This is a genomic window from Diaphorobacter sp. LI3 (assembly GCF_022807955.1).
Classification (GTDB): Bacteria; Pseudomonadota; Gammaproteobacteria; order Burkholderiales; family Burkholderiaceae_C; genus Diaphorobacter; species Diaphorobacter nitroreducens.
Map to the genome: position 1 here is coordinate 2883124 of NZ_CP094346.1, position 24321 is coordinate 2907444.

The following is a 24321-nucleotide window of genomic DNA, read 5'->3' on the forward strand; positions in this document are numbered from 1 at the left end:
CATGTGCCAGCGGGCTGGATGAGGGAGTGGGCGCGATGCGGGCCGCACCCCGCCACCATCAGGCTTTCTTGTAGTTTTCCACGCCGTCCAGGATTTCCTTGTGGGCGGCGTCGATGCCTTCCCAGCCCAGCACCTTGACCCACTTGCCTTCTTCCAGGTCCTTGTAGTGCTCGAAGAAATGGCTGATGGCCTTCAGGCGCATGGGGTTCACATCCTCCACGGTCTTCCAGGGCTCGTACATCTTGAGGATCTTGGTGGTGGGCACGGCCAGCACCTTGCCGTCCACGCCGGCCTCGTCTTCCATCTTCAGGATGCCCAGCGCGCGGCAGGGCACCACCACGCCGGGGTGCAGCGGGTACGGGGTGATCACCAACACGTCCACCGGGTCGCCGTCGCCCGACAGGGTCTGGGGCACGTAGCCGTAGTTGCAGGGGTAGTACATGGCCGTGGTCAGGAAACGGTCCACGAAGACGGCACCCGACTCCTTGTCCACTTCGTACTTGATGGGATCGGATTCCGCCGGGATCTCGATCACCACATTGAAGGTTTCGGGAATGTTCTTGCCGGGCTTGACGTTGTTCAGCGACATGGTTTGGGGGTTGAGTGGTTGGAATGACACGGCCTTCGCCCCGGGGGCGGTGCGCAAGGCGGCCCGTGATTTTAGGCGCACGCCCCTTGCAGCTTGCTTGCACCGGGGGTTTCGCGTTAAATGGCTGCGTTGGCCAATCGTCTCCGCCACCGGGGCACGAGGAAGCAACGCAGCGGAAGCACTTCCCCATGCGTTGCGCTTCCCCCTCCGTGCAACTGACAACCGATGGAGATAACGAATGGCTGGTTCCACCTCGGCGCTGACTGCCCCTCTCATCCTGGCTCTGGTTTGCGGACTGATTGCTGTGGCCTACGGACTGTGGGCACGCAGCTGGATCCTTTCCAAGGACGCGGGCAACGCCCGCATGCAGGAGATCGCCGGCGCCATCCAGATGGGCGCGGCGGCCTACCTCGCACGGCAATACAAGACCATCGCCTTCGTCGGCATCGTGCTGGCCATCCTCATTGCGGCGTTCCTGGACGGCACCACCGCCGTGGGCTTCGTCATCGGCGCGGTACTCTCCGGCGCCTGCGGCTTCATCGGCATGAACGTCTCGGTGCGCGCCAACGTGCGCACGGCCCAGGCTGCCACGCAGGGCATGGGCCCGGCGCTGCAGGTTGCCTTCCGCGGCGGGGCCATCACGGGCATGCTGGTGGTGGGCCTGGGCCTGCTGGGCGTGACCGCCTTCGCGTGGTTCTTGGTTGGCAATGGCCGGCTCACCCCCACGGCCAGCCTGCCGGCGCTGCTCAACCCGCTGATCGGCTTTGCGTTCGGCTCGTCGCTGATTTCCATCTTTGCCCGCCTGGGCGGGGGCATCTTCACCAAGGGTGCCGACGTGGGCGCGGACCTGGTCGGCAAGGTGGAGGCCGGCATCCCCGAGGACGACCCTCGCAACCCCGCCGTGATCGCCGACAACGTGGGCGACAACGTCGGCGACTGCGCCGGTATGGCGGCCGACCTGTTCGAGACCTATGCCGTCACCCTCATCGCCACGATGGTGCTGGGCGCGCTGCTGGTGGGTGCTGCGCCCGTCGCGGCCGTGACCTACCCGCTGGCGCTGGGGGCCGTCTCCATCATCGCCTCCATCATCGGCTGCTTCTTCGTGCAAGCCGGCCCGGGCATGCGCAACGTGATGCCCGCGCTGTACCGCGGGCTGGCCATCGCGGGCGTGTTGTCGCTCGTCGCCTTCTGGTTCGTCACGGCCTGGGTCATCCCCGACAACGCGCTGGGCGGCACGGGCGCGCAGATGCGGCTGTTCGGCGCCTGCGCCACCGGCCTGGTACTGACGGCGGCGCTGGTGTGGATCACGGAGTTCTACACCGGCACGCAGTATTCCCCCGTGCGCCACATCGCGCAGGCGTCCACCACGGGCCACGGCACCAACATCATCGCGGGTCTGGGCGTGTCCATGCGCTCCACGGCCTGGCCGGTGATCTTCGTGTGTGCAGCCATCATCGTGTCGTACACGCTGGCGGGCCTGTACGGCGTGGCCGTGGCCGCCATGTCCATGCTCAGCATGGCGGGCATCGTGGTGGCGCTGGACGCCTACGGCCCCATCACCGACAACGCTGGCGGCATTGCCGAGATGGCCGAGCTGCCCAGCAGCGTGCGCGACATCACCGACCCGCTGGACGCCGTGGGCAACACCACCAAGGCCGTGACCAAGGGCTACGCCATCGGCTCGGCGGGCCTGGCAGCACTGGTGCTGTTCGCCGACTACACGCACAAGCTGGAGAGCTTCGGCCAGGCGATCCGCTTCGACCTGAGCGACCCGATGGTCATCGTGGGCCTGTTCATCGGCGGGCTCATTCCCTACCTGTTCGCCGCCATGGCCATGGAGGCCGTGGGCCGCGCCGCCGGCAGCGTGGTAGTGGAGGTGCGTCGCCAGTTCAGCGAGATCCCAGGCATCATGGAAGGCACGGCCAAGCCCGAGTACGGCCGCGCGGTGGACATGCTGACCAGCGCCGCCATCAAGGAGATGATCATCCCCAGCCTGCTGCCCGTGGCCGTGCCCATCATCGTGGGCCTGGCGCTGGGGCCGAAGGCGCTGGGCGGCCTGCTCATGGGCACCATCGTCACGGGCCTGTTCGTGGCCATCAGCATGTGCACCGGCGGTGGCGCCTGGGACAACGCCAAAAAGTTCATCGAGGACGGCCACCACGGCGGCAAGGGCAGCGACGCGCACAAGGCCGCCGTCACCGGCGACACCGTGGGAGACCCCTACAAGGACACCGCCGGCCCGGCGGTCAACCCGCTCATCAAGATCATCAACATCGTGGCGCTGCTCATCGTGCCGCTGGTGGTGAAGTTCCACGCCGGCTGACCCGGCACTATCAAAAGAGAAGCTGCCAGCGCCCGTCCCTTGGGCGCTGGACGGCATTCCGGCTCGTAGCCCAGCACGCTGCGCGCGCCTGCCGCACAATCAGGCCCATGCAGCTCCACCACATCGCCAACGCCGGCGTGGCCTCGACTTCGGGCCGCACCATTGCCGTGATCGACCCCTCCGACGGCCAGCCGTACGACGAAATCCAGCGCGGCACGGCAGAGGACATCGATGCCGCCGTGCATGCGGCGCAGCAGTGCTACCACAGCGTGTGGCGCAAGCTGGCCCCGGCCGAGCGTGGCAGGCTGCTGATGCGGCTGTCGGCCAAGATCACCGAGCATGCCGAGGAGTTGGCCGCCATCGAGCAACGCGACTGCGGCAAGCCCACCCGGCAGGCACGGGCCGACGCACACGCCCTGGCGCGCTACTTCGAGTTCTACGCAGGCGCCTGCGACAAGCTGCACGGCGAGACCATTCCCTACCCCGACGGCTTCAGCGTGTTGACCTGGCGCGAGCCGCATGGCGTGACCGGCCACATCGTGCCCTGGAACTACCCCATGCAGATCTTCGGGCGCTGCGTGGGCGCCGCATTGGCGGCCGGCAACGTGTGCGTGGTCAAGCCGGCCGAGGACGCCTGCCTGTCCCTGCTGCGCGTGGCCCAGTTGGCGGTCGAGGTGGGCTTCCCTGCCGGCGCGCTGAACCTCGTGACCGGCTACGGCCACGAGGTCGGCGACGCGCTGGCGCGCCACCCCGGCATCCAGCACATCAGCTTCACCGGCAGCCCCAAGGTGGGCACGCTGATCCAGCAGGCCGCCGCCGAGCGCCACTGCCCGGTCACGCTGGAGCTGGGCGGCAAGAGCCCGCAGATCGTCTTTGCCGACGCCGACCTGGACGCCGCCGTGCCCGTGCTCGTGAACGCCATCGTGCAGAACGCCGGGCAAACCTGCTCGGCCGGCTCGCGCGTGCTGATCGATTCCCTGATCTACGAACCGCTGCTGGAGCGCCTGTCAAAGGCCTTCGAGGCGCTGCGCGTGGGCCCCGCCGCCATGGACCTGGACCTGGGGCCGCTGATCCGCCAGAGCCAGCAACAGCGCGTGTGGGATTACCTGTCCGATGCGCAGGTGGCTGGCATTCCCCTGGCCGCGCAGGGCACCGTGGTGGACGAAGCGCCCGACACGGGCTTCTACCAGGCACCCACCCTGCTGCGCGACGTACCGGCGCAGCACCGCCTGGCGCAGGAGGAAATCTTCGGACCCGTGCTGGCCGCCATGCCCTTCGACGACGAAGACCACGCCGTGGAGCTCGCCAACGGCACGCCCTTTGGCCTGGTGGCGGGGGTGTGGACGCGCGATGGCGCGCGCCAGTTCCGCATGGCGCGGCGCATTGCCAGCGGCCAGGTGTTCATCAACAACTACGGCGCGGCCGGCGGCGTCGAATTGCCGTTTGGCGGCGTGAAGTCCAGCGGACACGGACGCGAGAAGGGTTTCGAGGCGCTCTACGGCTTCACCACCCTCAAGACCGTGGCCATCCGCCACGGCTGATCCCTGCGAGCCGCGTGCCCTGCGGTGCCTTCCCAGTGCTCGCTTGCCCGCTGATACGTTTCCCATCTCGATCCATGCCTCTGTCATCCCCTGCCCCCCGCACTGCCCGCCATGTCCGACGCGTCACCTACCAGGGTTACGAGCGCGAGGACGGGCTCTGGGACATCGAGGGCGAGCTGCACGACAGCAAGCCGCAGGACCTGCCGTCGCTGCGCTACCCGGACGGCGTGCGCCGCGCGGGCGAACCCATCCACCACCTGTGGCTGCGCGTCACCGTGGACCGCGACCTGGTGGTGCGCGCCATCGAATCCGCCATGGATGCCCACCCCCTGGCGGGCTGCACACAAGCGCAGCGCGCCCTGCAGGCGATGGTGGGCTGCAGCATGGCGCGCGGCTGGCGCCAGTCCATCCAGACCCACCTGGGCGGCGTGGCCGGTTGCACCCATCTGCGGGAACTGCTGTTCAACCTGGCCACGGCCACGTTCCAGACGATTCACGCCGCATTCCAGAACGAAGGCGACGAGCCGCCGCGCCACTTGGGCCAGTGCACGGGTTGGGACTTCAGCGGTCAGGGAGTGAAGGAGCACTACCCGCAGTTCTACGGCCGCGCGCCGCGCACGCCGAAGGCAGCCTGATCGGCAACCGCTCCCGATTCAATAGCTGCCCGCGCTTTCTGCACGGGCGCTAGAGGCACTTTTTGCCCATATGCCTGATTTAGATCGACAGCATGTGCTGGCGCCCAGCTCAGGTTCACCATCCGGCCACTCGCGGAGGATGAATAGCGCTTGAACGGCTCGGCCCGACGGACGGCCTGCGCCAACCCCTGGTTAGCCAGCCCCTGGTTAGTAGAGCGAGTGGAGAGTGGCGTGGCACATCCGCAGGGGACTCGCGACTGGGCGGTCGAGCCAAGGCCGTGTCCCGCGCGCCACAGCTGCTGCCCAGCAGGGCAACCAGCCCAGCCACGTCGGCCTTCCCTCCCCCGGGAAAGGCGGCGCAGCCGGGCGCCGCGCCGATGAGACACGCAGTTGCTCTTGTGGCCGCAGGGGTCAGCCCAGCACGTCCTGCAGGGCCACCTCGTACAGCGAAGTCAAGCTGTCCGTAACCTCCAGCAGGCGCTCGCTGGTGGTGGCCACGTTTTCCAGGCCGCGCGGGTCTGGCTGGCGCTTGAGGGCGGCCTCGAAAAACACCCACTGCGCCTGCTAGCCGTTCTGTTAAAGTGTTGCTAAGAAAGCTGTAATGGCTCAAAATTCCGCCCTAGTCAACGACTAGGGCGTTTCTTTGTCCAAGGAAAAATCTCATCCAACTTCAGTAAAGCCGACTAAGTGGCCGCCTAGATTTCCGCCGGCCGCGGCGGGTATTCAAGTCAATCACTGCAAGAACCCCAAGTGCGGTAACTTCGGCGTACCGCCCAAGCTTGCGGTTGCCCGAGGCGGGGCCGGTACTCCAGCTTCTTCCGTTGGCCCAGGCGACTACACCGTGGTCGCTACCGGTAAGGACCAGCCGGCACTGAAGTGCCGCCTGTGCGAGGAAATCACCCCTATGCAGAGCAACTTGGCGATTGCCGAGGAGCTTATGCGCATGTCGGAGTACCTTGAACCAGTACTCCCGCAGTGTCCGAACGAGGCCTGCTCTCTATCGGAGGGGGCGCCATCCCTTGAGAATGTGACTCGCTTCGGCACCAACGCCCACGGAACTCCCCGGTTCAAGTGTGTCGGCTGCAAGAAGGCGTTCTCCTTCGGCGGCCGGTCAACCAAGCGCCAACGTCGCAGTCACTCCAATCGCGATATCTTGGTGCATCTGATGAACGCCATGCCGCTGCGGCGCATCATCAAGGTCCTCGATATCTCCCCCAGCCAGCTATACGACCGCATCGACTTCCTCTATGAGCAGGCCCAGATGTTCGCCGGCGAGCGTGAGCGAACCCTCATGGGACGCGACGACCTAGGCTCAAGATATCTGTCGGTTGACCGGCAAAAGCTGGTGGTGAACTGGCACTCTAAGAAGGTGCGAAAGAACACACTTTTGCTGTCCATTGCAACGGCCGACCAGGCTACGGGCTATGTGTTCGGGGTCAACGTCAACTTTGACCCTGCGCTGGACTCTGCTGACGTAGAGAAGGACATGGTTCGCTTTGGCGACCATGCACTTGCCAGAGCGTTTCGCCGCTACGCGAGAGTCTGGCTACCGGCTGATTGGAATGCTGCGGCTGAGAGGGCGGCGCCTCGCGGAGGTACCTCCCGAAAGCCTATGGAATCGGTCATCGAAGAGACGTACGACGCAGCCTTAGGTCGCCCCGATATAGAAGATGGTGAAGGCCCCGCGAACTCATCCCGTGCCCCCGTAAAGGGCATGCTGCTGCATGAGCAAGTGGTGATGTACGCCCACATCCAGCTTGTCACTCGACTGCTCTGCCGTGCCAAGAAGATTCGCTTCTTCACAGACCAGGAGTCGGGCATACGTGCGGCCATTCTGACGGCCGTGCCGAAAAGGGTTCTGGACCGGACGGCTGACGCTTTCTATGTCAAGGTGCTCAAAGATATGTCAGTGGACATGAAGCGCGCGCTGGTTGGTGCAACCAAGCGGCGTCTGGCGCGCTTAGCGGAGAAATACGGGGTAACCCCTGAGGCTGCAGAACTTCTGGCTGCCGAGGAAGAACTGGCGCGCATGGTTGCCATCGGCAAGTGGGGGGACCGCTGGTTCCGCCATCCCATATCGGAGATGCGTGAGCCTGAGAAATCCGTTTGCTGGCTGACCGATATCGACCCGGTCGAAACCGAACCGGACAAGCGTCGGCTCCAGCTTAGCCACCAGGCGCTACTGCACCTGAAAGCCACCCTTACCGCTGTCGACCGCTTCTTTATGCAGGTCCGGCGAGGCCTCACGCTGGCAGAACGCGCGGTGGCCAGCGCCAACACCGACCGACGTCTCTGGTTCGGGAAGAGCGCCTACAACCCCGAAGTCCTGGTGAAGGTGCTCGGCATCTTCCGGACGTACTTCAACTACTGCGAGGTTGGCCGGGACGGGAAAACGCCGGCAATGCGGCTGGGGCTGGCGCGCGGACCCATAGCGCCCGAAGACATCATCTATTTCACTCCCGAACCGCCCGAAAGACGCCGCGCGCCTGCCGCTCGGTCGCTCAAGCCCTCCGGCCCCGTGGCTCACGCAAGCGAGTCACTTGCCGCGTAGGACCCGTAGTTCGAGGTGAGCTTGGTCCGCAGTCAGGGAGCTCACTCGCACTTGGTAGACAGAGAGGGGGGCTCCCGATTCAGGCCCCGAGGACTCTTCCCATTCGGCTACACCCCCTTCACCCTCGCCGCTCACCGAGGAAAGGTACGGGCTCCGCCCTGTGCAGGCCAGCACTACTGCCGGGGCTAGGGTCATCCGCGGCAGAATACCGGTTGGTTTGACCCAATTTGTTACTTCAGCGCCTCTGATAAGGACACGACAAGGCTGGCTGCCATTGTCTCGCCAAGCCTCAACGCTCAGAGAGACAGTCCGATTGCCGTATGCCACGGGAGTGCTGCCCCTGAAGTCCGGAGCGGGCTCGTCGTTGCAGGCAGTGAGGAAGCTGGCGGCACACACGAGCGCGACGCCTAGGGAAAGGGGCTTGAAATTCAGCATGTCCCTTATAGCGACCAAAGAAACGAAGCCCCTCGTGCCGAAGCAGAGGGGCTTGAATCAAGGGCTTAGCAACACCTTAACGGAACGGCTAGCACCGCGGCAGCGCTTTTTTCATGGGTGCGGGCACGACGTCAGGCGCCCTGCCACACCCACCAGGCCAGCACGAACATCATCGCGCCCGTCAGCGTGTCCAGCACGCGCCAGGCGCGCGGGTTGGCAAACACGCCCTGCAGGCGCCGCCCGGCGAAGGCCAGCACCACGAACCAGGTCAGGCTGGCCGACGCTGCCCCCAGCACGAACACCCACTTGAGCCAACCATCCTGGCGCGCACCGATGGAGCCGATCAGCACCACCGTGTCCAGGTACACATGCGGATTGAGCAGGGTAATGACGGCCAGGCCGCTGAGCACCCCCAGCACCCCGCGCGCCACGCGTTCGCCGCCCGAGGCGTTCAGCCCCGCATCCGGTGCGAAGAAGGCGCGATGCCAGGCAAACAAGCCGTAGGCCAACAGGAACAGCGCCCCGCCCAGTTGCAGCGCATGCGCCAGCGTGGGCGAACGGCCCAGCACCTGCGCCATGCCCGCCACGCCCAGCGCCACCAGCAGCGCGTCGCTGGCCACGCACCACGCCACGCAGGCGCGCACGTGTTGACCCTGCACGGCCTGGCGCAGCACGTACAGGTTCTGCGCTCCGATGGAGACGATGAGCGACAGGCACACGGTGAAGCCAGTGAGCCAGGAGGAAGCGGCGGCGTGTTGAGTGAACATGCGCCCGATGGTAGGCCGCGCATTCATTTAAGTACACTTCAAACTTCTAACCGATATTAAGTAAAACTGAATGCTGGACTACGCTGGACTGGAAGCATTGGCCGCCGTGGTGCGCGAAGGCAGCTTCGAGCGGGCAGCGCGCCGCCTGCACGTAACGCCATCGGCCGTGTCGCAACGCATCAAGCAGTTGGAGGAGCGCGTGGGACAGGTGCTGGTGCAGCGCGGCAGCCCCTGCACCGGCACCGACGCCGGACGCCGGCTGTGCCTGCACCTGGAACAGGTGGCGCTGCTGGAAAACCAGTTGCGCCGTACCAACCCCGACCTGCTGCCCGACATGCCCGCGCCGGCACCAACGCTCAAGCTGGCCGTCAACGCGGATTCTCTGTCCACCTGGTTCATGGACGCCATGGCCGCCTTCACCGCGGGCGGCAACGAATTGCTGGACCTGCGCATCGACGACCAGGAACACACGGGCGAGCGGCTGCGCCAGGGCGAAGTGATCGCCGCCGTCACCGCCACGGGCACGGCCATCGCCGGCTGCAACACCTGGCCGCTGGGCACCATGCGCTATGTGGCCGCAGCCAGCCCCGGGTTCATTGCGCGGCACTTTGCCGACGGTGTGACGGCCGCCACGCTGGCGCGCGCGCCGATCATGACCTTCGACCGCAAGGACCGTCTGCAAGACCAATGGATGCAGGCGCACGGCCTCACGTCGCGCACGCATGCACCCAGGCACTTCCTGCCGTCCAACTTTGGCTACGTGCGCGCCTGCGAGGTGGGCATGGGGTGGGGCATGCACCCGCTGACGCTGATCGGCCAGCAACTGGCCGAGGGCCGTTTGGTGCAGTTGCTGCCGAACACCGCCATGGACGTGCCGCTGTACTGGGCCCACCCGCGCACGGCGCAGGTGGCGCTGGAGCGCCTCACCCAGTGCGTGATGGCGGCGGCGCGCCAGTGGCTGGAGCCGCCGCTGGCGGCCTGAATCATCAAAAAGTAGAGCGCTTTGCGCTTGCAGGTAAAGCGCTGGAGCCCGTTTCTATGCCAATGTCTCGGGGCGGGCAATCGGCAACCCTGGCACCCAGCGCATGGACTGCACCAGCGCCGCTCCGCCCTGCCGCTGCGCAGCGATGGACGGGGTGACCAGATCGGCCACGGTGAGGCTGTCCAGCACTGCAAGGTAGGCCCGCGTGGCGTCGGACAGCACGGCTTGCAGACGGCAGTGGCTGCTCATGCGGCACTGGTTCAACTCGGCATTGAAGCACTCGACCATGTCGAAGTCGGTCTCCGTCATGCGCACGATCTGGCCCAGGTTGATCTCGCTGGCCGGCTTCATCAAGCGCATGCCGCCGCCACGCCCGCGCGTGGTGTCCAGCAGCCCCTGGGCCGCGAGTTGCTGCACGATCTTCGTGAGATGGCTGCGCGAGATGCCGTGCGCCTCGGCCACCTCGCTGATGGTCACGGGCTGCTCGCGCTCCTGGCAGGCGGCGCAGTACATGAGCACGCGCAGCGTGTAGTCGGTCCACTGGGTCAGTCGCATGGTTGCACCAAGGGTTCACACAAAGATTCACTCTATGTGGATTTTAATGAATAAAATATTCATCACAAGTGAACCTTTAAGGAAGCCCCATGAATACCGCCACCTCTCCCTCCCTCGACCCTCGCCAGGCCATCGGCCAGATTGCCGTTGAACTACCTGGCGCGACCGCCGTGTTCCGCCGCCTGAAGCTGGACTTCTGCTGCGGCGGCCAAGTGCCGCTGGAGCAGGCGGCCGCGGACAAAGGCCTGGACCTGCAGGCCGTGGTGGATGAGCTTTCCGCCCTGCAACGCCCCAACGAACTGCCCGACGCGGGCACACCCACGGAACTGATCGACCACATCGTCGCGCGCTACCACGAGGTGCACCGCGCCCAGTTGCCCGAGCTGGTGCGCATGGCGCGCCGCGTGGAAGCCGTGCACCGCGACAACCCCAACACCCCGCACGGCCTGGCCGACGCGCTGGAAGAGATGCAGCAGGAGCTGCTGACCCATATGCACAAGGAGGAAGCCATCCTGTTCCCCATGCTGCGCAGCGGCGGCAACGCCTTCGTGACCCAGCCCATCGGCATGATGCGCAGCGAGCACGTGGACCACGGCGAGGCACTGGAGCAGATCGCGCGCCTGACCAACGACATCACCCCGCCCATGGGCGCCTGCAACACCTGGCGCGCGCTGTATGCGGGCCTCGCGCAGCTCAGCGACGACCTGGTGAACCACATCCACCTGGAGAACAACGTGCTGTTCCCGCAGTTCGAGGCCGGCGCCTCGCAAGGCTGCGGCAGCGGCTCGGCATGTTCGTGCAGCGGCGCCTGATGCCCTTCAGCGGCGCGCGCCAACGGGCGTGAGCCGGTAGGCGCGGACGGGGCCCGCATGGCGGCGCTCCGCGCCCTTGCGTAAAAAGCGTGAAAGCGGCCCGCGACTGCCGCTCACCGCCCTGGCGCAGCGCGCAGCGGGGCCAGCAGATCGCGCAAGCCGTTATGGTCCAGCTCGTACATCAGAGCGAGAAGCTGGCCGATCTCGCCGCGCGGAAACCCCTCGCGGGCGAACCAATGCAGGTAGTTGGCGGGCAGATCGGCGATCACCGTGCCACGGTGCTTGCCAAACGGCATCTCGCGCGTCAGCAGCAACTGCAGGCGCCGCGCATCGCAGCCCGGCACCGCAGGGCCCGCCCCTTCCATCACATTCCCAGTCCGCCGTAGCGGAACGCGATGCCCGTGAGCACGAAGCCCACCGACAGCAGCGTGACGGCCGCCACGTGCCACGCCATCAGCGGTAGCGTGCGTGCGCTCAGCGTGGGAATGACGCGCAACCGCGCATGGGCGGCCACCAACAGCGTGGCGGCCAGCAGCGCGAGCTTGAGCGATACGGCGCGTTCCAGTGGCGCATCAGGGCTGAACCACTGCCCCCAGTCGGGCACGAGTTGCAAGGCCATCCACAGCCCGGTGGCAACCTGGATGAGCAGCGCGGGCATACCCACGTGTTCGTAGCCCTGCTCGAAGTCCAGCAGCGCCTGGGGCGACCGCTGGCGCAGCGCGCGCGGCAGCACGGTGAATGCCAGCACCAGATGGCCGCCGGTCCAGACGGTGGCGGCCAGCAGGTGCAATGCAAAGACGTAGGGATACATGGCGCCGGTCCTCGGGCGTCAGGCGCGGCGCGCCTGCAGCGGATAGGCCGGGTCGGTAAAGCCCGGCGTCGACGGATGGCCGGGGGCCACCAGGCTGTCGATGAGCGCCTCGTCCTCGGGCGTGACTCCATAGTCGAGCGCCGGCAGGTAGTCCTGCCACTGCGCCAGCGTGCGCGGCCCGGCGATGACGGAGCTGACACCGCGGTGCGCCAGCACCCAGGCCGTGGCGAACTGCGCAAGCGTGATGCCCCGGGCCTCGGCATGCAGCTTGAGCTGCTGGGCAATCTGGAGCGACTCCTCGCGAAACTCGGTCTCGCCCATGCGGCGGTCGCCGCGCCCGGCACGTGTGCCTTGCTGGGGTGCCTGGCCGGGCAGGTACTTGCCGGTCAACACACCGCGCGCCACAGGGCTATAGGGCGTCACGCCCAGCCCGTAATGCTGGCAGGCCGGCAGGATCTCCACCTCGGGCATGCGGTTGAGCAGGTTGTAGTACGGCTGGCACACGACGGGGCCGGGCATGCCGATGCGGCGCGCACCGTGCACCAACTCGGCAATACGCCAGCCGCGGAAATTGGACACGCCCCAGTAGCGGATCTTGCCCGCGCGCAGCAGCGCATCGATGGCGAACAGCGGCTCTTCCAGGTCCATGCCCTCGTAGTCGCGGTGCAGGTAGAGGATGTCCACATGGTCCGTCTGCAGCCGCGTCAGGCTGGCTTCCACCTCGCGCAGCATCCAGGCGCGGGAGTAGCGGCCCTCGTTGGGCCGTTCAGACATCTTGTTGCCCAGCTTGGTGGCCAGCACCCAGTCGTGGCGCTGGCCCTGCAGCAGCGTGCCCAGCATGCGCTCCGACGCGCCCTTGGTGTACACGTCGGCCGTGTCCATATAGTTCACGCCATGCGCACGCGCGTGGGCCACGATAGAAGCGGCCTCGGCCTTATCCGTCTGGTCGCCGAACATCATCGTGCCCAGGCACAGCGTGGACACCTGGAGCTGGCTCTTGCCAAGAAAGCGGTATTGCATGGGGCAGCCTTCGCTATTGAAATAAGAGCTGCTAGCGCTTGATGGACGGGCGCTAGCGGCCAATTTAACGTAAACCTCAGTAATGCGGCGGCAGTTCGTCGCGCAGGCTGCGCACGGTGGCGCCGCCCCCCTCGGGCACCTGCTGGCGCAACTGCGCCACGGTGCGCGCCAGCTCGTCGATCTGTTGCTGCTGGCGGTAGATGGTCAAGTTGAGCTGGTCCAGCAGGTCTTCGGTGAAGGCGGCCTTGACCTCCAGCGCCTCCACCCGCTCCTGCGTGCGTGCGTCCACCATCGCCATCAACCCTTGAGCGCCTGCCCGAGGCGCGCCACGCCTTCGCGGATCTTGGCCACATCGGCCGTGGCGAACGACAGGCGCAGCGTGGCCACATCGGGGTTCTGGCTGAAGAACGGCGTGCCGGGCACGAAGGCCACACCCTTGTCGATCGCGCGCTTGGCCAATGCGCCGGCATCACGCTCCTGCCCGCACGCCCCTGTCAGGCGCACCCACAGGAACAGGCCGCCGCGCGGCTGCACGAACTCCACCGCGTCGCCCAGTTCCGCACGCAGCGCATCGCCCATGGCCTGCGCGCGCTCGGCATACACGGTGCGCACATGGGCCAGCGTCGCGGGCATGGCGCCGCTCTTGAGGTACTGCGCGGCCGTGGCCTGGGCAAAGGTGCTGGTATGCGCATCGCTGAACTGCTTGCACATCACGGCGCGCGCCAACAGCTCGGGCGGTGCGATCAGCCAGCCCACGCGCAGGCCGGGGGACAGCACCTTGCTCAGGCTGCCGCAGTGCGCCAGCCACTCGCGACTGCCCGGCACCTGGGCCGAGAGCGCCAGCAGGCTGGCCGGCGGCGCCTCGCCGAAGTACAGGTCACCATAGGGGTCGTCCTCCACCACCAGTACCTGATGCCGCGCGGCCAGCTCCAGCACGCGCTTGCGGCGCTCCAGGCTCAAGGTGGCGCCGCTGGGGTTGCCAAAGGTAGGAATCAGGTAGACGAGCTTGGGGCGGTGCTCGACGATCAGCCGCTCCAGCGCATCGGGCTGCACGCCCTCGCCGTCCACGGGCGCGCTGATCACCTCGGCGCCATAGAGGCGAAAGCACTGGATGGTCGCAAGAAAGGTGGGGCCCTCGACGATCACCTTGTCGCCGGGGTCGATCATGGTCTTGCCGAGCAGGTCCAGCGCCTGCTGGCTGCCCGTGGTGACGATGAGCTGCTCGGGCGCCAGCCCCGCCACGCCCTTGCCTTGCATGAAGGTGGCCAGTTGCTCGCGCAGCGGCTGGTAGCCCTCGGTGGCGCCGTACTGCAGCGCGGCGCCGGGCTCCTCGGCCAGCACGCGCTCGCTGGCGGCGCGGATGCCGGCCACGTCGAACATGGCGCTGTCCGGGAAGCCGCCCGCAAAACTGATGATGCCGGGCTTGCCCAGCAGCTTGAACAGCTCGCGGATGGCGGAGGTTTCAACGTTATTCAGGCGGTCGGCAAAGGCAAGCGGCATGGACGGCAATCGGGTGGATGGGTGAAAGACGGTAGCCCCCATTGTCGCCAATTGCCGCGCAGCTTTCCTGCGGCGCGCCCCGTAGCCGGCGACAATCGCCGCCCATGAAGCCCCAGGACATCGAGCCCTTCTTCGCGGCGCTGCAGGCCGCCAACCCGCAGCCCAACACCGAGCTGGAATACACCAACGTATTCGAGCTGCTGGCCGCCGTGCTGCTGTCGGCGCAGGCCACCGACGTGGGTGTGAACAAGGCCACGCGCCGGCTGTTTCCCGTCGCCAATACGCCGCAGGCCGTTCTGGAGCTGGGCCTGGACGGCCTGGAGGGCTATATCAAGACCATCGGCCTGTACCGCACCAAGGCGAAGAACCTGATGCAGACCTGCCGCATCCTGGTGGAGCAGCACGGCGGCCAGGTGCCGCGCACGCGCGAGGCGCTGCAAGCCCTGCCCGGCGTGGGCCGCAAGACCGCCAACGTGGTGCTGAACGTGGCGTTCGGCCAGCCCACCATGGCGGTGGACACGCACATCTTCCGCGTGGGCAACCGCACCGGCCTGGCGCCCGGCAAGAACCCGCTGGCCGTGGAGATGCAGCTGCTGCAGCGCGTGCCACCGCAGTATCTGGTGGACGCCCACCACTGGTTGATTCTGCTGGGCCGCTACGTGTGCCAGGCACGCAAACCGCGCTGCTGGGAATGCGTGGTCGCACCCTGGTGCGACTACGAGCCGAAGACGCCGGCGCCGTTCAACGCGGGTTGATCAACCTTGCGGGGTGCTGCCGCGGCAGCCGCCGGCATCAGCGCACGCCCTGCGCCACCAGCTCAGCCACCAGCGGCTCTCCCAGGTAGTGCGGGCCGTCGAAGGCCAGCACCTCCCACCCCTTGTAGGCATCGATCTGCGGCAGGAACTCCGCCGCCGTGGCGCTGCGAAACCCGCCTTCTGGCGCGGGGCGAAAAGCCTCGGCAATCATCTGCACGCGCGCCTGCCCCAGACGGTAGGTCAGCACCTGCAAGTACTTCAGCGCAACCTCCGGACTGCGCGCATGCACGCCCACGCCGTCCTGGAAGAACACCCCTACATCGGCCGGCAGCCAGCGCTCGATCCAGTCCGCCAGCGCGTGCGGGCCAAGGTTGGCACTGTCATAGGCGCTGATCCACAGCGGGCGTGGCAACTGCGCCAGGCCCTGGGACCACTCTGGCCCCGGCAGCCAGGTGGGATCCACCTCCACGGGGAAATACCAGCCACCCAGCTTCAGCGGGAGCCGCTGCACGATGGGCACCAGGGCGTGCGCCTGCTCCACCAGCAGCGCCACCGAGGCACGTGCCTGCGCCTCGCCATGCATGGCCGCCAGGCCCACGATCACCTGCTGGGCCCAGGGCTCGGCGGCGATGCGCTCCCAGTCGGGTAGCTCAGCCGCGATCGGAGGCAAGCCGGTGCCCGGCACGAAAGCCTGTGAATCCACCGCCGTCCATTGCACCAACAGGCGGCGAACGCCCAGTTGCGCCCAGTTGCCCTGGGGGCGCAGCGTGCGCAGGCTGGGCTGCCACACCATGCCGCCAAGGTGGCGCAATGGCGCGCCGGACGACGGCGGCCAAGACACCGCGCACGGCAGCATGGCCGCCATGGCCGCGCGCCGTGTCAGGGTCAGCGCTTGCGCTGGCGGCTGGGTGAGGTCCACGTGTAGCCCATGGCCGTCAGGCCATCCACGATTTCCTTCAGGTGCGTATAACCGCGCCCGTCATACTTCTGCGCCTGGGACTCAACCGCCAGGAAGGGGTGGAAGAAGAACGAGGCAAAGCCGTCACGCACAACCTTCTGGTAGCGCGCGTTTTCCAGCACCTCCTTGGATGTCAGCTCCTCGTCCGCCCCGAACTCGAAATACTGCAGGTTGCCCAGGTTCTCCGGCAGCACGCGCAGGCCGTAGCGGTCGCGCTCGATGACGAAGGGGAAGAACTGGTCCACCATGTAGTCCCCGGCCTGGAGGTCGGGCTGGTCGGACGTGTAGTACGTGTGCCGCTGGTAGCCCATCTCGTAGATCTGCGCCACGGCCTGCAGCGTGGACGGCGAGCCCACGTAGTGCGGCGTCTCCCACGCCACGGGCATATAGCCCAGGTCCAGCATCTGGCGCAGGCCGTTGTTGATGCGGTTCTTCGCCCAGTCCACGGAATCACCGGGCAGCGGGCGGTCGTTGACGGTGTCCCAGAACTCGTAGTCGATGCCCGTGGCACCCGATGCGTTGTTGATCATGCCCTCGGTCTGGTGCGTGGTGCCGTGCTGCAGGATCTCGCCGCCACGTGCCAGCGCGTAGTCCAGCGCCAGCCGCAGGTTGAGGGCGTTCGCCATGGGAATGTCGGTGGGCACGCCCGCGCTTTGGGCGCCCAGCGGGTCCTTGTAGTGCGGTACCACCCCCACCGAGAAGGGTACCTTGCGCTCAAACGCCAGGTCCACCACCCGCTTGAAGGCGACCGGGTTCACCTTCGCGTCCGCATCCTCGAAACGCATCATCGCCTGGTGGTTCTCGGCATGGTCGATGCCCAGCATGTCGTGCAGCAAGTCCGAGAAGATCACGTACCGGTCGCGCGGACCCGCGTAATCGAAGGGCGTATCGGCCACGAACCAGAAGTTGCCCGACTGCAGCACATAGGGCCCCCGCTCGTTCGATGCCGGGTTGATGATGTCCGCATGCACGAGCGCCTTGGCGCCGTCGGTCACCTGGGTCATGAACATGTCCCACGCGGCGGCAGGCTCCCCGTTGATCGTCTTGACTGCCTTCTGGAACAACAGGTCCGGGTGCTTGCGGTAGTAAACATCGCTGAAAAAGCTCGGCTCCACGCCGGCCGGTGCGTTGTCCTTCGTGCGCGGCCCCACGGGCTGAAAGCCGCGTTGGCTCACGAATGCCGCGCCCTGCTCATCCGCCAGTTGCTGCAGGTTGCGACCCAGCCAGATCACGCGCTGGCTGGCCGCGGCCACGTCCTGCAAGAACGCTGCGGGAATGCTGTCGCTTTCGGCCCAGCCGATGTAGAACGTGGCCTGGTAGCCCGCCAGGCTTTGCGCCGCGTATTGCTCCACGGGCCGCATGTCCACCGCCGCATCGAAATGTCCCAGCAGGTTCTGCAGCATGATCGCGTAGCCCACCCCCATCTTGGCGAAGGGGCTGCCAGGCGGCTGGTCGTAGAGCACCAGCACCCGCGGCCCGGCCGGCTGCGCGCGCACGGGCGCCGGCATCGAGGCGATGGGGTCGCGCCGGACGGGGTCGTTGGTGCCAAACGGCGATAGCGGCACGCTCGGCGCGCTGTAAAACGGATCACTTCCGCCACCACACGCGTGCAGCGCGAGGGCGCCCAGTACCACAAGGGTGTATCGCAACAGTCGGTTCATGGTCTCCTCCCGCGGCAGCCAAGGTTGAACAAAACGAATAGCAGCTCGCGCTCTTCCATCAAAGGTTTCATGCGTAAAACACCTTGAAACCGTTTTGGATAAAGGGCTCCTAGCTATATTTATTGAAGCAAAATAAAAACTATCGATCGCTGCCGTCAGAAGACCAGCGCAGCGCGCAGGAACACGCCCTTGCCCCGCTCGTCCCCCGCAAGGCGTGCGCGGTACTGCAGCGACAGGTCCAGGTACGAACGCGGCGCGTTGTAGCGGTCCTCGCGGAACCAGCGGCGCAGCGCAATGCCCACGCCCGCGCCCGCAGCGCCGTTGTAGCCTGCGGCCGTGCGTGCGGAGTTGTAGTCCACGCCCACCACCGCGTGCGGGAACAGCACCAGGCGCGAGTCCGCATCCCCCATGCGGAAGCTGCGCCCGGCCTGCGCCTCGAAGGTCACGTAGTCCTGCTTGCGCTGCAGGAACCGCCCCGCCTCGGCATAGACGTTGAACGTGAACCAGTCCGGAACGTCCACGCGCAGGTCGGTGCCCACACCGTAGGAATAACCGGCGCGCAGCAGCCAGTCGCTGAAGGACAACGAGCCGATGCGGATGCGCCGCTCGGCGGACAACACGAGGTTGTGGTCGCGCAAAGGCTTGGCGCGCACGCCCAGCGCGCCTTGCGTGGTGTCGCTGCCGCTCGTGCCGCCGTGGCGGCTGTAGACCGTCTGCACCACGCCGCCATAGATTTCCCAGAAGCTGCCGTCGCGATAGCCCTGCGGGCGCCAATAGGCCTCACCCACCAGTTGGGCGGCATCCCGGTACAGCCCGGGCACAGGCGAGATGGAGCCGGGAGACATGCCCCGGTAACCCAGCAACGCATTGATGCCCCAGGTGCGGGTACGGTCTGCCAGCTCGCGCCGGGTGGCGAACTGCTGGCGGGGCGTCTGCTCCAGCCGTCCCGCCTCCACCGCATCGATGGTCTGCTGCAGGTAGTAGATGGCGCGGTCGTTCTCGGCCAGGCGGCTCGCGGTGTAGGCGCCGTCAGGCAACGCGGCGGCCGGCAGCGCGTCGTTGGCGTGCGCGCGGTCGAACACGGCCAGCGCGGTGCGGTCGTCGCCCACCCGGGCAGCGAGGTAGGCCAGATCGGGGTCTGCGCTGCCCGCGAAATCCGGCCCCGCCATCGCGTGTGCGAACTGCTGCACGGCCTCGTCGCGCCGGCCTTCCTGCAGCAGCAGGTTGATTTCACTCGACAGGGACAGGCCACCTGCCTGCAGGGCCGCGCGCGCATCGGCAGAGGCCTGCTCGCGCCGCCCCAGGTCGTGGTACACCCGGCTGCGCAGGGCCAGCACCTCCGCCCCGTCGGCGCGCGACTGCAGGGTGTCGCCGGCCTCGCGCAGAGCCTGCTCCACCTGGCCCGCGGCCACCAAGGCCTGCAGCCGCAACAGGCGGTACGGCAAATGCGCAGGCTGCAGCCGCGCGGCTTCCTCGGCCTTGGCCGCGGCCAGCCCATAGTCGCGCTCGGTATAGGCGCGGAACGCGCCCGGGCCACACTTCGCAGCCGGGCGCCTGGGCGCTGCCAAAGCAATTGACAACCGGCAAGCGCAGGGAGAACGTCTGCACGGATGCGGCCGAGATCGGCCGGCGCGTGGCGGCCCGTATCTCGGCCTCTCGCCCCGACACATCCACGGCGCCGCCTTGCGCCAGCGGCTGCAGCAGGGCTTTAGCGCGTTCGGGCTGGCGCGCCGCGAGCGCCGTATCGGCGGCGATCACCCGGTAGTTCTGCTGCTCGTGCGGCGCGAGATCCGGCCTGCCAATCACACCGTCGAAAACCCGCGCCGCATCGTCCGTCTGCCCCTGCGCCTGCAACGCCGCGCCGCGCAGAACCTGCAGTGCCGCGCCATCGCCCTGGGCCAGGCCCTGCTCGGCCACCTGCTGCGCCTGCGCATGGCGGCCCGCGGCCAGCAGCAGGCCTACCCACTGCAGGCGATACGCCGGCACACCCGGGGCCTGTTCCGCTGCCGCCTGCGCATGGGCAAGGGCATCGCTGGCGCGGCCCTGCCGCTGCGCTTGCGATGCGGCTTCGAACTGCGCATAGGCGTGGCGCTGCCGCGCGGTGTCGCCCAACGCCTGCCATTGCGTATCGCCTTGCGGGGCGAAAGTCAATTCCGCCTCCCGTGCCTTGGCCTGCGCCTCCTCGTACAACCCGTTCTCGATGAGCAGGTAGGTCAGCAGGCGCTGGTAGTCGGCATTGGCAGGGGCGGCCTGCGCGGCCTCGCGCGCCCACGCCAGAGCGGCGGGCAACTCTGCACGCTCCACCGCTTCGTAGGCACGGCTGGCAGCGGCATAACCCGGGGCGCCGTCGGCCCGCCGAGGCCGTGGCACCTGCGCCATGCGCCGTTGCGCACGCACCGCAGGCGCAGGCTTGGCAAGCTGATCGGGCGGCGCCGCAACGGCCGGAGCCGCAGGCGTGCCGTGTTCCGACGCGGGTTCAGGCGCAGTCGCGGAAGGCGCAGCGGCGAGCACTGGTGCGGCGGGTGCTGCCTCGGGCTGCGCGACGACCGTGGCGCTTTCCTGCACGGGTGCGGGTGGGGGCTGCAATTCACGCAGTGCCTGGGCAATGCGCGCATCGCCCGGATGGCGTGACCGCTGGGCCCGCAGCAACGCCGCGGCACGCGCGGGCTGGCCAAAGCGCTGGTACGCCTGGGCCAGGTGCAGCGCAATCGCGGTGTTCTCTGGAGCGAGCCGGTGGGCATGTTCCAGCTCGGCAATCGCGCGCGTGCCGTCGCCGCGGGCCATCGCATCGAAGGCCTTGTCGATGTGGGGATAGACCTGGAACCGCTTCAGCGGACTGATGTCGGGGCCCAGGTCCAGGGTCTGCGCCGGGGCGCCCGTGGAGGCCAGCATGACGGCGAGGGCAAGAATGCGGGGGGCGAAATTCATGATGACGGCCTTCTCAAGCAATGGCCCGGACGATGGGCTGCGCATTGGCGCGGCACAGCAGTTGCTCCATGGTGACCTGCAGCTGCAGCGCCTCCTGCACGGCCGACTCCGTCAGAACGCCATGCTCCACGAGGAAGGCGCCCAGGCTGGCATCGGACTTCTCCTTTTGCAGCAGCAGGGCACCCAGCACCGCCTGGTCAATCTTGCCCACGGCCAGAAGCACGTCGCCCAGCAGCAACTGGCGCGAGAGATAGCGGGCCCAGATGCCCCGCGCCTCTTCGGCGGTAACGCGCTGCTGCTGCACGGCCTGCGCCAGCAGGTCGCGTGCGGGTTCTGTGCCGTGGTGTGCATACAGGCGCCGCAGTTCCACGGTGACCTCGCCCTTGGGCACGATGACGTAGCGCACGGTACGTCCCAGCTTGCGCTCGATGGCGGCCAGCGACACCGGGTCGATCGCCGCCTCGCTGGCCACCACCAGGACCCGCCCCTGCTGGCGCAGCGGCACGACGCTATAGCGCAGCGCCACGGCCGCAGGCACCAGTGCCGCCAGGTCGCTGTCCACGGCCTGCCCTCCCAGGGTTTCCCATGGCACACCGGCCTGCTCGGCAACCGCCGCAGCCAACTGCTGGGGCGTGATGACGTCACGGTGCACCAGCGCTGCGCCCAGACGCAGTCCGCGCACGGGATGCTCCAGCGCATCAAGCAGTTGCGCTTCGGTCAGGGCGCCTTGGTGGACCAGGATCTGCCCCAGTGCGCGATGCTGACGCGGCCCTTCGCCCAGGAGGGGAAACTCGTGGTCCGTCTTGACCCAGGCCATGCGCCGCAGGTCCTTGGCGCGCCATGCCTGGGCCAGCGCCCGCCAGGCGGCAAGGAAGTTGATGAAGTTGCCCCACAGCAGCCGAGGCACCGACAGCAATCCCTGCACCACGCCGTAGTAGCTGGTGACGAAGAACACGCGCTGCACGATGCGGTTGAACATGAGCACCAGGTTGGCCAAGAGCAGTGCATAGAACCACCAGTCGCCTTCGAAGACCGAGAGGAACCGGTAGGCATCCGGCACCAGTCGCTGGTAGAGCCAGATGCCGATCAGCTGCATGGCCAGCAGCGTGGCCGTGAAGCTGGCGAAATTGGTGATGATTCCCTTGCGGTCGCGCCAGAGGAAGTAGTTCAGCACGGCACTGTGCGTCCAGCGCAGCGTACGAAAACCCTGGATGACGATGCCCGTGATCCAGCGGGACTTCTGCCGGACGGCGGCGGCCACGGTGTCAGGGAAAAATTCGCGCACGGAGATGACGCTGGCCTCGCGTTCGCTGCGCAGGGGCACGCGCTCCGGCGAGGGCGCGCGACCAATGTGATCGTCCTCCTCGACGGGAAAGCGCACGAACACCTCCTGCATGCCCAGCTGCTTGAGGCGAAAGCCGATGTCGTAGTCCTCGGTCAGGCTCTGCGTGTCAAAGGCAATGCCATCGCCCTGTTGCAGCAGGGCCATGATGGCGCGACGGCTGAAGCACGTCCCTACGCCCGCGCTTGGCACCTGGCCCACCAGGGCCTCGCGCACCACGATGTCCTTGCCGTGCAGCTCCGCAAACTCGTCAAGGTAGTGCCCGCCGGTGAAATCGTTCCAGGGCCGCTCCAGCGGGTACACGGGCAGCTGGATGAGGTCCTTGCGGTTGACCAGGTAGTTGAACAGCCGCAGTTCCAGCTTGGAGAGCACGTCCTCGGCATCGTGCAGGATGAAGCCGGCAAAGCGCACGCCAGAACGCTTCTCGAACTGCAGGATGGCGTCCACCACATTGTTCAGGCAATCGGCCTTGCTGGTCGGTCCGGGACGCGCGCAGACCACCGTGTGCACGTTGGGAAAGCGTGCACGCACCTGCTCCACGTCGGCATGCGTTTGCGGGTCGTTGGGATAAGTGCCGATGAAGATGTGGTAGTTCTCGTAGTCCAGCGTGGTGGCGGCCAGTTGCGCCATCTGGCCAATCACGCCGTGCTCCTGCCAGGCGGGCACCATGATGGCCAGCGGCTTCTCCTCGGCGTCGTAGAGCGTCTTGTAGTTCAGCGGCGCGTGGCGTGCGTACACCGTGAAGGCGCGCCAGACGCGGCGGACCCAGTAGGCGATATCGATGAACAGGTCATCCAGGCTGCTGATGAAGATGACGACAGCCACCCCGATCGCCACCATCTTGAGCAGGTAGAGATAGGCGGTAAAAACATCTATCCAGGACATGGTGCGGCTCCTCTAGACACTCAGGGCCGCAACCGCGGGCGCAGCCGCATGTGCGGGCGCGGGCGCCAGCATCTGCTCCAGCCGTGCCACGATGCGCTGGGACGCCTGGCCATCCCCAAAGGGGTTGGCTGCGGCCTGCATGCGGCCGTAAGCCTCTCCGTCGTCCATCAGATGGCGCACGGAGTGCACGATCAACTGGCGGTCGGCCCCGACCAGCGCGGCGCAGCCCGCATCGATGACCTCCGGCCGCTCGGTTTCTTCACGCAGTACCAGTAGCGGCACCTTGAAGGTCGGCGCCTCTTCCTGCAGACCACCCGAGTCCGTGAGCAGCAGCCAGGCATCGGCGATCGCCTGCTGCATGGCCAGGTAGTCCAGCGGCGCCGTCAGGCGCACATTGGGCAGCGCGCCCAGGTGCCGGTGCACGGGCTCGCGTACCACGGGATTGAGGTGCACCGGGAACAGCACGGTCATCCACGGGAACTCGCGGGCGATGTCGGCAATGGCCGCGCACACGTTGTCGATGTCAGGCCCCCAGTTCTCGCGCCGGTGCATGGTGACGAGGATATGGCCGCGACCTTGCACACGACGGCGGATGTGGTGGCGCTCGCACACCCACAATTGCGCGTCCACCACCGTATTGCCGGTCACCAGGATGTCGCGCGAGGCGATCCCCTCACGCTCCAGCGCCTGCGCTGCACGCAAAGTGGGCGCGAAGTGCAGGCGGCTGATGCGGCTGATCATCTGCCGCAGGCCTTCCTCGGGGAACGGGCGGCGCAGGTTGTAGGTGCGCAGCCCAGCCTCGACATGCAACACCGGCAGGCCATGGGAGAAACCCGCCAGCGCTCCCTGGAACGCGCTTTCGGTGTCGCCCTGCACGATGACGGCGCTCCAGGGCTGCTGCCCCATCACGCCTTCCAGTTGGCGGCGGCACCCGAGGCTGAAATCCAGGAGCGTGCTTCCCTGGCGCTCGAGCACATGGTCGGGCCGGATATCGAAGCAGTCCAGCATCTGCACGGCCATGTCGCTGTGCTGGCCGGTGTGCAGCCACACGGGGCGAACACTTTGCGCGCCTCGCAGGGCGTGATATACCGGTGCCAGCTTGATGATCTCGGGGCGCGTGCCGGAAATGATCAGGACGGGAGCGGGCTGTTCATCGATGCAAGTCATAAGGTGCCTCTCTTCCCCTTCAACCTATCGATCAGCAGCCTCTGGGGGCCACTGCCGCGTAGCCGCTGGCATCACGCGCCGTGATTTTCACGCACCCTTACCAG

The 24321-nt window shown here is 67.1% G+C and carries 22 protein-coding genes; 7 read left to right on the top strand and 15 right to left on the bottom strand.

Annotated elements, in window-relative coordinates:
* Nucleotides 1-58 precede the first annotated feature (58 nt).
* Nucleotides 59-589, bottom strand: coding sequence for an inorganic diphosphatase (ppa, locus tag MRB47_RS13360; protein WP_015913465.1), 531 nt, complete (start codon nt 587-589; stop codon nt 59-61).
* Nucleotides 590-827: 238 nt separating this feature from the next.
* On the opposite strand from ppa, the gene MRB47_RS13365 reads away from it, so the two are divergent.
* From MRB47_RS13365 to MRB47_RS13375, 3 genes are all read left to right on the top strand, one after another.
* Complete coding sequence (locus tag MRB47_RS13365; RefSeq protein ID WP_011805021.1) at nt 828-2912, top strand: sodium-translocating pyrophosphatase; 2085 nt, start codon at nt 828-830, stop codon at nt 2910-2912.
* A 107-nt stretch (nt 2913-3019) separates the two neighbouring features.
* On the top strand, nt 3020-4453 hold the full coding sequence (locus tag MRB47_RS13370) for an aldehyde dehydrogenase family protein (protein WP_047351344.1): 1434 nt from the start codon (nt 3020-3022) through the stop codon (nt 4451-4453).
* 74 nt (nt 4454-4527) lie between these two features.
* Nucleotides 4528-5088, top strand: a complete 561-nt coding sequence (locus MRB47_RS13375) for a DUF2889 domain-containing protein (protein ID WP_015913468.1) — start codon at nt 4528-4530, stop codon at nt 5086-5088.
* A gap of 411 nt (nt 5089-5499) precedes the next feature.
* Here MRB47_RS13375 and MRB47_RS13380 read toward each other — a convergent pair whose 3' ends face one another.
* On the bottom strand, nt 5500-5640 hold the full coding sequence (locus MRB47_RS13380) for a hypothetical protein (RefSeq protein WP_252100934.1): 141 nt from the start codon (nt 5638-5640) through the stop codon (nt 5500-5502).
* A gap of 91 nt (nt 5641-5731) precedes the next feature.
* Here MRB47_RS13380 and MRB47_RS13385 point away from each other — a divergent pair, with 91 nt between their 5' ends.
* Nucleotides 5732-7639 carry a hypothetical protein gene (locus MRB47_RS13385; RefSeq protein WP_252100595.1) on the top strand — a complete coding sequence of 636 codons (1908 nt, stop codon included), beginning with the start codon at nt 5732-5734 and terminating at the stop codon, nt 7637-7639.
* 566 nt (nt 7640-8205) lie between these two features.
* Here the strand turns inward: MRB47_RS13385 and MRB47_RS13390 are convergent.
* Complete coding sequence (locus MRB47_RS13390) at nt 8206-8841, bottom strand: LysE/ArgO family amino acid transporter (protein WP_015913881.1); 636 nt, start codon at nt 8839-8841, stop codon at nt 8206-8208.
* Between the two features lie 70 nt (nt 8842-8911).
* Between MRB47_RS13390 and MRB47_RS13395 the strand changes: the two genes are divergently transcribed.
* Complete coding sequence (locus MRB47_RS13395) at nt 8912-9823, top strand: HTH-type transcriptional regulator ArgP (protein ID WP_047349479.1); 912 nt, start codon at nt 8912-8914, stop codon at nt 9821-9823.
* Nucleotides 9824-9877: 54 nt separating this feature from the next.
* Here MRB47_RS13395 and MRB47_RS13400 read toward each other — a convergent pair whose 3' ends face one another.
* Nucleotides 9878-10378 (bottom strand): RrF2 family transcriptional regulator, encoded by a 501-nt coding sequence (locus MRB47_RS13400; protein WP_252100935.1) that lies wholly within the window; start codon nt 10376-10378, stop codon nt 9878-9880.
* An 89-nt stretch (nt 10379-10467) separates the two neighbouring features.
* On the opposite strand from MRB47_RS13400, the gene ytfE reads away from it, so the two are divergent.
* Nucleotides 10468-11190 carry an iron-sulfur cluster repair protein YtfE gene (ytfE, locus tag MRB47_RS13405; protein WP_252100936.1) on the top strand — a complete coding sequence of 241 codons (723 nt, stop codon included), beginning with the start codon at nt 10468-10470 and terminating at the stop codon, nt 11188-11190.
* A gap of 113 nt (nt 11191-11303) precedes the next feature.
* Here the strand turns inward: ytfE and MRB47_RS13410 are convergent, their stop codons facing one another.
* From MRB47_RS13410 to MRB47_RS13430, 5 genes are all read right to left on the bottom strand, one after another.
* On the bottom strand, nt 11304-11555 hold the full coding sequence (locus MRB47_RS13410; RefSeq protein WP_015913885.1) for a DUF3820 family protein: 252 nt from the start codon (nt 11553-11555) through the stop codon (nt 11304-11306).
* Complete coding sequence (locus MRB47_RS13415; RefSeq protein WP_011806290.1) at nt 11555-12001, bottom strand: CopD family protein; 447 nt, start codon at nt 11999-12001, stop codon at nt 11555-11557. Before MRB47_RS13415 ends, MRB47_RS13410 begins: the two co-directional genes overlap by 1 nt.
* 18 nt (nt 12002-12019) lie before the next feature.
* Nucleotides 12020-13021 (bottom strand): aldo/keto reductase, encoded by a 1002-nt coding sequence (locus MRB47_RS13420; RefSeq protein WP_015913887.1) that lies wholly within the window; start codon nt 13019-13021, stop codon nt 12020-12022.
* A 76-nt stretch (nt 13022-13097) separates the two neighbouring features.
* Nucleotides 13098-13313 carry a SlyX family protein gene (locus tag MRB47_RS13425; RefSeq protein WP_011806292.1) on the bottom strand — a complete coding sequence of 72 codons (216 nt, stop codon included), beginning with the start codon at nt 13311-13313 and terminating at the stop codon, nt 13098-13100.
* A 5-nt stretch (nt 13314-13318) separates the two neighbouring features.
* Nucleotides 13319-14521 (bottom strand): PLP-dependent aminotransferase family protein, encoded by a 1203-nt coding sequence (locus tag MRB47_RS13430; RefSeq protein ID WP_252100937.1) that lies wholly within the window; start codon nt 14519-14521, stop codon nt 13319-13321.
* Nucleotides 14522-14625: 104 nt separating this feature from the next.
* On the opposite strand from MRB47_RS13430, the gene nth reads away from it, so the two are divergent.
* Nucleotides 14626-15276, top strand: coding sequence for an endonuclease III (gene nth / locus MRB47_RS13435; RefSeq protein ID WP_047349476.1), 651 nt, complete (start codon nt 14626-14628; stop codon nt 15274-15276).
* Between the two features lie 37 nt (nt 15277-15313).
* Here nth and MRB47_RS13440 read toward each other — a convergent pair whose 3' ends face one another.
* The 6 genes from MRB47_RS13440 to wecB form a co-directional block, all read right to left on the bottom strand.
* On the bottom strand, nt 15314-16195 hold the full coding sequence (locus MRB47_RS13440) for a hypothetical protein (protein ID WP_411275697.1): 882 nt from the start codon (nt 16193-16195) through the stop codon (nt 15314-15316).
* Nucleotides 16162-17895: a DUF2334 domain-containing protein gene (locus MRB47_RS13445; RefSeq protein WP_252100938.1), complete on the bottom strand. Its 1734-nt coding sequence runs from the start codon at nt 17893-17895 to the stop codon at nt 16162-16164. The genes MRB47_RS13440 and MRB47_RS13445 overlap by 34 nt, the downstream gene beginning before the upstream one ends.
* 155 nt (nt 17896-18050) lie before the next feature.
* Nucleotides 18051-19064 carry a bacteriophage N4 adsorption protein A gene (locus MRB47_RS13450; protein WP_411275754.1) on the bottom strand — a complete coding sequence of 338 codons (1014 nt, stop codon included), beginning with the start codon at nt 19062-19064 and terminating at the stop codon, nt 18051-18053.
* Nucleotides 19065-19125: 61 nt separating this feature from the next.
* The gene (locus tag MRB47_RS13455) at nt 19126-20823 is read right to left on the bottom strand and encodes a tetratricopeptide repeat protein (RefSeq protein ID WP_252100939.1); all 1698 of its coding nucleotides are present in this window, start codon (nt 20821-20823) and stop codon (nt 19126-19128) included.
* Between the two features lie 13 nt (nt 20824-20836).
* Nucleotides 20837-23050, bottom strand: coding sequence for a cyclic di-3',5'-guanylate-activated glycosyltransferase NrfB (gene nrfB / locus MRB47_RS13460; RefSeq protein ID WP_252100940.1), 2214 nt, complete (start codon nt 23048-23050; stop codon nt 20837-20839).
* Nucleotides 23051-23062: 12 nt separating this feature from the next.
* Nucleotides 23063-24217, bottom strand: coding sequence for a non-hydrolyzing UDP-N-acetylglucosamine 2-epimerase (gene wecB / locus MRB47_RS13465; RefSeq protein WP_252100941.1), 1155 nt, complete (start codon nt 24215-24217; stop codon nt 23063-23065).
* Nucleotides 24218-24321: the final 104 nt, after the last annotated feature.